The sequence below is a fragment of the Embleya sp. NPDC005575 genome, assembly GCF_040605455.1.
GTDB lineage: Bacteria > Actinomycetota > Actinomycetes > Streptomycetales > Streptomycetaceae > Embleya.
Genome location: NZ_JBEXCV010000263.1, coordinates 1 through 7,344 on the forward strand (window position 1 = coordinate 1; position 7,344 = coordinate 7,344).

Annotated in this window: 7 protein-coding genes and 1 pseudogene; 6 read left to right on the forward strand and 2 right to left on the reverse strand. The window is 72.6% G+C overall.

From position 1 onward, the window contains the following. From ABZS54_RS41270 to ABZS54_RS41285, 4 genes are all read left to right on the forward strand, one after another. On the forward strand, positions 1-170 hold a 170-nt coding region (locus ABZS54_RS41270), incomplete at its 5' end, for a DUF4129 domain-containing protein (protein WP_355548084.1). Then, positions 167-1,309: a DUF4350 domain-containing protein gene (locus ABZS54_RS41275; RefSeq protein WP_355548069.1), complete on the forward strand. Its 1,143-nt coding sequence runs from the start codon at positions 167-169 to the stop codon at positions 1,307-1,309. The genes ABZS54_RS41270 and ABZS54_RS41275, both read left to right, overlap by 4 nt. After that, positions 1,306-2,274 (forward strand): AAA family ATPase, encoded by a 969-nt coding sequence (locus ABZS54_RS41280; protein WP_355548072.1) that lies wholly within the window; start codon positions 1,306-1,308, stop codon positions 2,272-2,274. Before ABZS54_RS41275 ends, ABZS54_RS41280 begins: the two co-directional genes overlap by 4 nt. Positions 2,275-2,280: 6 nt before the next feature. Beyond that, the gene (locus tag ABZS54_RS41285) at positions 2,281-3,576 is read left to right on the forward strand and encodes a DUF58 domain-containing protein (protein ID WP_355548074.1); all 1,296 of its coding nucleotides are present in this window, start codon (positions 2,281-2,283) and stop codon (positions 3,574-3,576) included. Positions 3,577-3,759: 183 nt separating this feature from the next. On the opposite strand, the gene ABZS54_RS41290 is transcribed toward ABZS54_RS41285, so the two are convergent. Continuing rightward, positions 3,760-4,482: a response regulator transcription factor gene (locus tag ABZS54_RS41290; RefSeq protein ID WP_355548076.1), complete on the reverse strand. Its 723-nt coding sequence runs from the start codon at positions 4,480-4,482 to the stop codon at positions 3,760-3,762. Next, positions 4,479-5,801 (reverse strand): histidine kinase, encoded by a 1,323-nt coding sequence (locus ABZS54_RS41295; protein ID WP_355548078.1) that lies wholly within the window; start codon positions 5,799-5,801, stop codon positions 4,479-4,481. Before ABZS54_RS41295 ends, ABZS54_RS41290 begins: the two co-directional genes overlap by 4 nt. A gap of 205 nt (positions 5,802-6,006) precedes the next feature. Between ABZS54_RS41295 and ABZS54_RS41300 the strand changes: the two genes are divergently transcribed. After that, positions 6,007-6,627 carry a hypothetical protein gene (locus tag ABZS54_RS41300; protein ID WP_355548081.1) on the forward strand — a complete coding sequence of 207 codons (621 nt, stop codon included), beginning with the start codon at positions 6,007-6,009 and terminating at the stop codon, positions 6,625-6,627. 364 nt (positions 6,628-6,991) lie between these two features. Next, positions 6,992-7,171: pseudogene (locus ABZS54_RS41305) on the forward strand (IS30 family transposase); the annotation flags it as partial. Between the last annotated feature and the right edge of the window lie 173 nt (positions 7,172-7,344).

Sequence of the window (7,344 nt, forward strand, 5' to 3'; positions counted from 1 at the left end):
GCCGCGCACTGCCCGAGGCGGCCGCGGACCTGCGCGCCGCCGCCGCGAGCTTCGACGACGTGCACTACGGCGGGCGTACCGCCGACCGCGGCCTGGACCGCGACCTGCGCGACCTCGACGCCCGCTGCACCGTCGCCCGCCCACGTGTCGACGAGCGGATGCCCCGATGAGCGACACGGCACTCGGCCCCACCACCGAGCAGGTGTGGCGCCGGATGCGCACGCCCCTGGCCCTGTTCGCCCTGGTCCTGATCGTGGTCTCCGCACTCGTCCTGATCCGCGGCGACCGGCACGAGGGCCGACTCGACCCGCGCTCCACCCACCCCCAGGGCAGCAAGGCCCTGGCCCAACTGCTCCGGGCGCGCGGCGTCGACGTGCACCCGGTCCGCTCCGCCGACGAGGCGGCCCGGGCGATCCGCCCGGACAGCACCCTCGTGGTGCCCTTCCCGAACCTGCTCGCCGACGCGCACCTGCGCACCCTCGCCGCCGCCGGTCCGGCCCGCACCGTCCTGGTCCGCCCCGGCGAGGCCGCGCTCGCGATCCTGGCCCCCGGCGTACACACCGCCCCCGACGGGGGCCGACGCACCCTGCAACCGCGCTGCGCACTGCCCGCCGCGACCCGCGCCGGCGACGCGGGCACCGGCGGCGCCCGGTTCGACACCGACCTGCTCCCCGACGCCACCGGCTGCTACCCCGACGCGGGCCGCCCCACGCTCGTCCTCACCCCGCCCCGCGCCGGCCACGACACCGTCGTACTCGGCTCCGGCAGCCCCCTGGTCAACGACCGCCTCGACGACAACGGCAACGCCGCCCTCGCACTGAATCTGCTCGGCGCCCACCCACACCTGGTCTGGTACCTGCCCGGCGCCGACGAACTCCCGCCCGCCGACGACTCGCTGTGGGACCTGCTGCCCGCCGGCTGGCGCTGGGGCGCCGCGCAACTGGCCGTCGCCGCCGTCCTGCTCGCCCTGTGGCGGGCCCGCCGGCTGGGCCCGGTGGTGGCCGAACCGCTCCCGGTCGTGGTCCGCGCCGCCGAGACCGTCGAGGGCCGCGCCCGGCTCTACCGCCGCGGCCGCGCCCGCGCCACCGCCGCCGAACTGCTGCGCGCCGCCGCCCGCGAACAACTCGCCCGCGTCCTGGGCGCCGACCCCGCCGAGGCTGCCCTGATCGCCTCGATCACCGCCCGCACCGACCACACGACCGCGCACGTGCACGCCCTGTTGTACGGTGCGATCCCGGAAAGCGACGAAGCCCTCGTCACCCTGTCCGACGAACTCGACGCGCTGATAAGGCAGGTACGCACGACGTGAGCGCACCCGAGCAGACCCGCGAGGCGCGCGACGCCCTCGAAGCCCTGCGCGGCGAGATCGGCAAGGCCGTGGTCGGTCAGGACGCCGCCGTCACCGGACTGGTGATCGCCCTCCTGTGCCGGGGCCACGTGCTCCTGGAGGGCGTACCCGGCGTCGCCAAGACACTGATGGTGCGCGCCCTCGCCCGCAGCCTGGACCTGACCACCACACGCGTGCAGTTCACCCCGGACCTGATGCCGGGCGACGTCACCGGCTCGATGGTCTACGACGCGCGCACCGCCGCGTTCTCCTTCCGCGAGGGCCCGGTGTTCACCAACCTGCTCCTCGCCGACGAGATCAACCGCACCCCACCCAAGACCCAGGCCGCACTGCTCGAAGCCATGGAGGAGCGCCAGGTCTCGGTGGACGGCACCACCCGCCCGCTGCCCGACCCATTCATGGTCGCGGCGACGCAGAACCCGATCGAGTACGAGGGCACCTACCCGCTGCCCGAGGCCCAGTTGGACCGTTTCCTGCTCAAGCTCACCCTGCCGCTGCCCGAACGCGACGACGAGATCGTGGTGTTGCGCCGGCACGCGGAGGGCTTCGACCCACGCGACCTCGAAGCCGCCGGCGTACGCCCGGTCGCGGGTGCCGCGGACCTGGCCGCCGGCCGCCGAGCCGTGGCCGAGCTGCGCGTCGAGCCGGACATTCTGGCCTACGTCGTGGACGTCTGCCGAGCCACCCGAACCTCCCCGTCGCTGGCCATGGGCGTCTCCCCGCGCGGCGCCACCGCCCTGCTCGCCGCCGCCCGCGCGTGGGCCTGGCTGGCCGGCCGCGACTACGTCACCCCCGACGACGTCAAGGCACTGGCCCGACCGGCACTGCGACATCGCGTGCGGCTGCGCCCCGAGGCCGAGATGGAGGGTGTGACCCCCGACGTGGTGATCGACGCCGTCCTGGCGCACACCCCGGTCCCGCGTTAACCGCCGATGGCCCTGACCGGTCGCGCCGTCCTGGCCGCAGCACTGGGCGTCCTGGTGGTCGGCCTACTGCTGCCCTCGCTGCTCGGCCTGGCCGTGGTCGAGGGCGCCCTGCTGCTCGGCATCCTCGTCGACCTGCTGCTCGCCGCCGGCGTCCGCGACCTGACCCTCGACCGGGGCGGCGACACCGCGGTCCGCCTCGGCGAACGCGCCGAGGTCACGCTGACGGTCACCAACCCCGGAACCCGCTCCCTGCGCGGCCGACTGCGCGACGCCTGGCCGCCCAGCACCGGCACCACCACCCAGCGCCACGACCTGACCATCCCCGCCGGTGAACGACGTCGCCTCACCACCACGATGACCCCGACCCGCCGCGGCGACCGCAACGCCTACCGGGTCACGATCCGGTCCATCGGCCCGCTCGGCCTGGCCGCCCGCCAGGGCTCGCACCACGTGCCGTGGCGACTGCGCGTGCTGCCCGGCTTCCCAAGCCGCCGACTGCTCCCCTCCAAACTGGAACGCCTGCGCGAACTCGACGGCCGCTCGGCCCTGCTCACCCGAGGCGCGGGCACCGAGTTCGACACGCTGCGCGAGTACGTCCCCGGCGACGACGCCAAATCGATCGACTGGCGCGCCTCCGCCCGCAACCAGGGCGTGGTGGTGCGTACCTGGCGCCCCGAACGCGACCGGCACATCCTGGTCGTGCTGGACACCGGCCGCACCTCGGCCGGCCGCATCGGCGACGTCCCCCGCCTGGACGCCGCGATGGACGCCACGCTGCTGCTGACCGCGGTCGCCAACCACGCCGGCGACCGGGTCGACCTGCTCGCCTACGACCGCCGGGTACGCGCCGAGGTTCGGCGTGCGCCCCGAAACGGCATACTCCCGGCCTTCGTCCAGGCGATGGCCACGCTGGAGCCGGAGTTGGTCGAACCCGACGCCCGGACCCTGGTCGCCGAAATCCTGCGCCGCACCCCGCGCCGTTCACTGGTCGTGTTGATCACCGGCCTGGAACGGGAGGCGGTCCAGGAGGGCATCCTCCCGGTGCTGCCACAACTGGCCGCTCGACACGAGGTGATCGTGGCGGCGGTCGCCGACCCGGCGATCACCGCGATGGCCGCCCACCGAGGCAACGCCACGGCGGTCTACGAAGCCGCCGCAGCCGAACGCGAACTCGCCGAACGCCGCTCCACGGCCGCCGAGTTGCGCCGCAAGAACGTCACCGTCGTGGACGCGCCCCCGGGCGAACTGGCCTCGGCGCTCACCGACACGTACTTGGCGTTGAAACTGGCGGGACGGTTGTAGGTCGCCCGGGTGATGTGGACTGCGCGTCCGCCGAGTGCACTTCGAGGCTGCCGCATCGATCGGATTCGATGCGTGAACTTCGGTTCCGGCGGCGAAGTTCGGTGCTTCCGGCGGAAGTTCGAGCCGGGCTGGGACCGGCGCACGTCGAGCGGTACGGGACCGTGAAGCGCGTCGGCGGGTAACTCAACCGCTCGGAGTGACATGGCCGTTCGCCCAGGCCCAGGCGGCGATCCCGACCCGATTGCGCACGCGCAGCTTGGCCTGGATGTTCGCGATGTGCGTCTTGGCCGTGCCGGCGGTGATGTACAACTCGGCTCCGATCTCGGCGTTGGTGTGCCCGCGGGCGATCAATCGCACGATCTCGTGCTCGCGGACGGTGAGCGGATCCGCGACGGGTTGGTCCGCTCGGTCGACCGGAGTCGGGTCCGTGGTCCGCGTCGGCGGGTTCGCTCCGGCCGACAGCCGGTCGAGCAGGCGGACCGTGACCTGTGGGCTGATCAACGTGTCGCCCGCCATCGCCGCACGAACGGCCTCGATCAGCAGTGTCGGCCCGGACCGCTTGAGCAGGAACCCGCAGGCCCCGTTCCGCAGCGCGGTGTGTACGTACTCGTCGATCTCGAACGTGGTCACCACGATCACGCGCGTGGGCGTGGCCACCCCGGGGCCGGCCAGCCGTCGGGTCAGTTCGAGTCCGTCGAGCCGGGGCATGCGAATGTCGGCGAGCACGACGTCCGGACGCAACCGCGCGACCGCCTCGACGGCCGCGACACCGTCGGCCGCCTCGACGGCCGCGACACCGTCGGCCGCCTCGCCGACCACGGTCATGTCCGGCTGCGAATCCAGCACGAGCCGGAACCCGCTGCGGATGTCGTCCTGATCGTCGGCGATCAGGATGCGTGTGCTCATCGGGTCCTCGATTCCTGATGCGAACGGGCGGATCGGCCCCGCACGGCGCCCTCGGCCGGCGTGGGACGAGCCACGCCTTGGGCAGGGTCGGCGGGCAGGATCGCATGCACACGCCAACCGTGTTCGACCGGCCCGGCGTCGAGTTCGCCGTCGGCCTCGCGGACCCGTTCGCGCAGCCCGGCGAGACCGCGGCCGCCACCGCCACCTCGGCGGCGGGCGAGAACGTCGGTGCGGTGGTGGTCGCCGGCAGCGGCTGGGTCGTGGTCGTCCACCACGAGCACCGCGACGGCCGGTCGATCGAAGCGGGTCGTCACGGTCACCGCGACCTCCACGCCGACCGCGTGCGGCGCGTGGCGACGAACGTTGGTCAACGCCTCGACGACGACCCGGTGCACGGTGGCCGAGGTCTCCCGCGACACGGACACGGCGGTGGCGGACACGTCCGTAGCCGCCGGCTCGAAGGTGGTCGTCAACTCCGGGGCGACGGTCAGGACCGCGCGGGTACCACCCGAGGTGGTGAAGTCGGCGACAAGTTCCGGCAGCCGATCGATCCCGGGCAACGCCTCGCGAGACGCCGCCCGATCCGGATCACCGACATGCAACGTGGTGACCATACGATCCATCGACGCCAGCGCCGCCAACCCGGCTCGCTCGATCCGCTCCAACGCGAGCAGTGCCCGGGCCGGATCTGCGGCACCGACGAAGCGGGCCGCTTGGGCCTGCGCGACGATGCCGCTCACGTCGTGCGCGACGTAGTCGTGCAGATCCTTCGCGATGTCGAGCTGTTGCTCACGCCGAGCGGACGCCACCGCAGCCACCCGCCGCCGCTCGACCAGACGCGGATACCCACCCACGACCACCGCCACGGCCACCGGCAGCCCCCAGAACACCGTCGCGCCGAGCACCTCCAAGGCCCCGCCCCGCCACTCCACCAACGGCACCGACCACAGCGCGACGGCGGCCCCCATCACCCCGATCGCCGCCCCACCCGGCCGCCGCGGCTCCCAGCGGGCACAGGCCCCGACCAGGGCCAGCAGTACGGCCACCCGTGCCAACCCCCATGCCCCCGCCTCCTCCGGTGCCGACCACAACTGCCCAACGAGCGAGACCAGGCCGAGCCCACCCAACGCAACACACAGATACGCGAGCCACGCCGGCGGCCTCGACCGACACAGCACCGCCCACAACGCCACGGCGAATCCGGCCGCGGTCGGCAATACCGCCCACAGGCTCTGCCCGTAGGCGACACCGACCCCGACGACGGCAACGGCAACGAGGCCGGCAACCGTCGAGGCTCGGCCGACGTCGGAGCCGTTCATCGGCACATCCCCCCATTGGCCACCATGATCACCCGAGCGTAGACGCGCGCACGCTCCACCCGCCTCTGCCGATGAGCAGAGGCCGCCCGAGCGGGCCAACCCGGCTCTGCCGATCGGCCGATGGTCGCGCAGGGTGCCCACCCAACAAGCTGATGGAGACAGGAACACGGCCGCCGGGCACGTGTCGTCGACGAGGGGATGAACCATGTCCGACATCGCCATCACCACCGCGAACCACCGCCCGACCCACACCCGGGACGGCGGAGCCGCTGCGAAACTCGCGGAACCCGCGGTATCCGCACCCATTCTCCGCGAGCCGTCCCGTACGGCCCGCTGGGCGGCGCGCGTGGCGGCGCTCAGCACCGTGCCCACGGCGTTGTGGCGCACCGCGGGCGCAGTGGGCATCCCGCTCGGCTTCGCCGAAGGTGATGCCCTGCACGAGAGCAACTATCCCGGGCCGTATTCGTTCTATCTGGTCGGCCTGAGCATCACGGCCGAACTGCTCGCGATGCTCGCCCTCGGCCTGGTCCAGCGCTGGGGCGAGGTCGTCCCGAAATGGATCCCGTACCTCGGCGGCCGAACCGTCAACCGCTGGGCAGCGACGATTCCGGCTCTGTTGGGCGCAACGCTGTTGACGACAGTGGGGTGCATGGCCGTCTTCGTCTGGAACAGTTCCGAGAACATGGGCGCCCCGGAGTCCCCGACGGGCGTCGCGTACTGGGTCATGACGCTCGCCTACGCCCCCTTGCTCCTGTGGGGCCCGGCCCTGGCCATCGCCGCGGTGGCCTACTTCCGCCGCCGCTCCCCCAACACTCGCACCAGGTGACCCCGAGCCCGGCGCCCGGCCGACCGCCGGGCCTGGGCCGGACCGGTTCCATCCCGATTCCATGCATGACGGGCCCCGCGTCTTGGTCGGCGACAACGCCACGAAGACGCGGGGCCACTTCGCGTTGCGTCGCCTTCGGCGTCGTAGCGATACCTGCGCGAGGCCGACCGGGTCCATATCGCTGATCGCTGCGGGAGAAGGCTCCCATCCGTGCGATAGCCGCCGAGCCGGGCCGCCGGCCCCCACGGTCGGTCGGGAGGTCCGCCGCAGCCGCGCGGTCGATCCTGAAGCACTCCCTGGCCGGGGACCAAAGCAGCCAGATGGGGCGCCACCGCGAGTTCACCGTCCGACCGACACCCCGGTCTTCTGCGATCCCGCCGGCCCCTCTCAGCGCGGCTCGAACGAAAACACTAACGGCCTCCTGCGCCAGTACTTCCGCAAGGGCACCAACCTGGCCGTCCACATCCACAGCCGTGAGCACCTCAACGAAACGCTCGGCTGGGAAACCCCAGCCGAGCGTCTGCATAAAGTGCTCGCCGCCTGATCAACACGACCACGTGTTGCGACGACCGCCAGAACACACCACCCCGGGAAACGCAAAAGGCCCGCCCCCAAAAGGGGCGGGCCTTTCACACGTAAATTCCGGCGGCGTCCTACTCTCCCACACCCCTTCGAGTGCAGTACCATCGGCGCTGGAGAGCTTAGCTTCCGGGTTCG